Annotated in this window: 3 protein-coding genes; 2 read left to right on the top strand and 1 reads right to left on the bottom strand. The window is 67.6% G+C overall.

Annotated elements, in window-relative coordinates:
• Together AC1D01_RS27455 and AC1D01_RS27450 are read left to right on the top strand one after the other, a co-directional pair.
• The coding region (locus AC1D01_RS27455; protein WP_477872028.1) for an SDR family oxidoreductase at positions 1-343 on the top strand (343 nt) is incomplete at its 5' end.
• 98 nt (positions 344-441) lie between these two features.
• The gene (locus AC1D01_RS27450; protein ID WP_477872030.1) at positions 442-1530 is read left to right on the top strand and encodes a PA0069 family radical SAM protein; all 1089 of its coding nucleotides are present in this window, start codon (positions 442-444) and stop codon (positions 1528-1530) included.
• A 14-nt stretch (positions 1531-1544) separates the two neighbouring features.
• On the opposite strand, the gene AC1D01_RS27445 is transcribed toward AC1D01_RS27450, so the two are convergent.
• Positions 1545-2453, bottom strand: a complete 909-nt coding sequence (locus AC1D01_RS27445) for a cation diffusion facilitator family transporter (protein ID WP_477872026.1) — start codon at positions 2451-2453, stop codon at positions 1545-1547.
• Positions 2454-3100 lie beyond the last annotated feature (647 nt).

Raw genomic sequence — 3100 nt, 5'->3', positions numbered from 1 at the left:
CATCAACACCGGCTCGGTGACCGGGCTCGAGGGCAGCGCGCACCTGCTGGACTACTCCACGACCAAGGGCGCGATCCACGCGTTCACCAAGTCGCTCGCGAGCAACGTGCTGCACCGCGGCATCCGCGTCAATGCGGTGGCGCCCGGGCCGGTCTGGACGCCGCTGAACCCGGCCGACTCGCCGGCCGAGAAGGTCGCGGAATTCGGCAAGAGCACCGACATGCGGCGTGCCGCGCAGCCGGAAGAACTGTCGCCGGCCTACGTGTTCCTCGCGTCGCCGGCCTGCTCGGGCTACATCACCGGCATCGTGCTGCCGGTGACGGGGAGCGTCGGCGCGATCTGATCCGGCTGGCTTCGGCGGAGAATACTGTATATATTTACAGTATGCCGCCGAAGTTCAACCCGATCCAGTCCCGCCCGCCGATCCAGCCGCTCGTGCCGATGCCCGCGCCCGGTGCCACCAAGGGCCGCGGCACCGCCTGGGCCATCGAGCACCGCTTCACGGCGCGGGGCGGCGAAGACTTCGACGACGGCTGGGGCACGCTCGAGCAGCAGGCGAGCGAAGAGCACCTGCCGCGGGCCACGCAGATCATCGAGGAGCGGGTCAAGAGCATCCTCGCGAGCAACGACTCGCCCGACGTGCACTTCGACCTGTCGATCAACCCGTACCGCGGCTGCGAGCACGGCTGCATCTACTGCTTCGCTCGGCCCACGCACAGCTACCTCAACATGTCGCCGGGGCTCGATTTCGAGACCCGCATCATCGCGAAGGTCAACGCCGCCGAACGCCTGCGCGAGGCGCTCGCGAGCCGCGCCTACGAGCCGCAGATGCTGAACATCGGCTCGGCCACCGACGCCTACCAGCCAGTCGAGCGCAAGCTCGGCATCACGCGATCGATCCTCGAGGTGCTGCATGGCTGCGACCACGCGTTCTCGATCGTCACCAAGTCGTCCGGCGTCGAGCGCGATCTCGACCTGATCGCGCCGATGGCAGCGCGCGGGCTGGCGGCGGTGTACGTGTCGGTGACCTCGCTCGATGCCGAGCTGTCTCGCATCCTCGAGCCGCGCGCCGCGTCGCCGCAGCGCCGGTTGCGCACCATCAAGACGCTGGCCGAGGCCGGCGTGCCGGTGGGCGTGAGCATCTCGCCGGTGATCCCGTTCATCAACGAGCCCGAGATCGAGCGCATCGTCGAGGCGGCGGCCGAGGCCGGCGCGCGCTCGGCCTTCAGCATCATCCTGCGCCTGCCCTGGGAGGTGAACCCGCTGTTCCAGCAGTGGCTCGACCAGCATTTCCCCGAGCGCGCGGCCCGCGTGATGGCGCGCATCCGCGACATGCGCGGCGGCAAGGACTACGACGCCACGTTCAGCAAGCGCATGAAGGGCGAGGGCGTGTGGGCGGAACTGATCTCGCAGCGCTTTCGCAAGGCCTGCGCGCGCCACGGCATGAACCGCGTGCGAACCGAACTCGACCTGACGCTGTTCCGCAAGCCGCGGCTGCCGCCGGCGAACGGGCAGGGCGAGTTGTTCTGATTCAGTCTCGAAGGTCAGTCGCGAAGATCTGGCTCGAAGAAGATCCAGCGGATCGACGGAAACGCGGTGCGCAATCCGGCTTCCACCCGGTTGATCGCCTCGATCAGCGCCACGTCCGACGGCTGCGGCGCCATGCGCGCCTTCACGGCCACCATCACGTCGTTGCCGAGCTGCTGCGTCAGCAGGTTGTAGATCTGCGCCACCTCGGGCTGCGCAGCGATGTGCTCGCGCATCGCGGCCAGCACCGTCGGCTCGGCGCTCTGGCCGACCAGCAGCGACTTGACCTCGGTGCCCACCAGGATCGCGACCACCACCAGCAGCACGCCGATCACGATCGAGCCGATGGCATCCCACATCGGGTTGCCGGTGAGCACGGCCAGGCCGATGAAGGCGAGCGCGGCGACCAGGCCGCCGAGGGCTGCCAGGTCTTCGCCGAGCACGACGATCAGCTCGCTCTGGCGCGAGCGGCGGAACCATTGCCACAGCGTCTGCGTGCCGCGCTCCTTGTTGATCTCGCGCAGGCAGCCCCACAGCGAGACGCTCTCGGCGACGACGCCGAACGCGAGGATGGCCATCGCGACGCCGGCGTACTTCACCGGCTCGGTGTCGTGCAGCTTGTGCACGCCTTCGTAGATCGAGAACAGGCCGCCCATGCTGAACAGCATCAGCGCGACGATGAAGCTCCAGAAGTAGATCGCCTTGCCGTAGCCGAGCGGGTGGTCGGCGGTGGGTGCCTTCTTCGCTTCCTTCAGGCCCCAGATCAGCAGGCCCTGGTTGGCGCAGTCGGCGTACGAGTGGATGGCCTCGGCCAGCATCGACGACGAACCGGTGAACACGGCGCCGACGGTCTTCGCGATGGCGATCGCGAAGTTGGCGCCGAGCGCGAAGAAGATGGACTTCAGGGAGTCGGAGGAGGCGGACACGGCTTCTCGTTCGGAGTCGTTGGAAGCGCGGACTTTAACTGTCGTTGGTTCTGTATTGGCGCTTGAAGGCGCGTGCGGGGAGGCTGTGGTGCGCCGGCCGGGGCGGTCTTCGCCCCCTGGGGGGCGAAGACTYCCCTCCGCTGACTGGTTTCATGGCCCGTCGCCCAAACTCCCGCCACTCACTTCGTTCGTTGTGGTCAAACAGTGGGCGACAGTCAGTKCACGAAGCGTGCTGCGCACGCGGGCCACGAAACCCGCCAGCTCCGGCGCCCCGTCCCTATTGGCGCTCCCCAGCCTCCCCCCACATGCCTTTGTGGCACCACCCTGCTCCTTTGGGAGGTGACAAGCGAACAAGTGAAGGTTGAGCCCGGGTTATTACCCGGGCAAGGAATGCCGCTGACCGGCGCCACCAGACGCAGCACATGAGGGTGTCGAGATGGAGGAACGACTGACCGAAGACGCGGAACCGGGCCCGGGTGACAACCCGGGCATCAAACCCCACTTGTTCGCTCGTCACCCAAAAAGTAGCAGTGCGGTGGCACAAAGGCGCGGGTGGGGAGGCTGGGGAGCGCCAATCAGGGTGGGGCGCCGGAGCTGGCTGGTTTCGTGGCCCGCGTGCGCAGCACGCTTCGTGCACTGACTGTCGC

It is taken from the genome of Rhizobacter sp. P3_B12 (assembly GCF_056402895.1).
Note: the sequence above shows the minus strand (reverse complement) of the source record. Positions and strands in the feature narration are given on the sequence as shown.

Coding starts and splice junctions, on each gene's coding strand:
- AC1D01_RS27450 (WP_477872030.1), top strand. CDS start 442: ATGCCCGCGCCCGGTGCCACCAAGGGCCGCGGCACCGCCTGGGCCATC.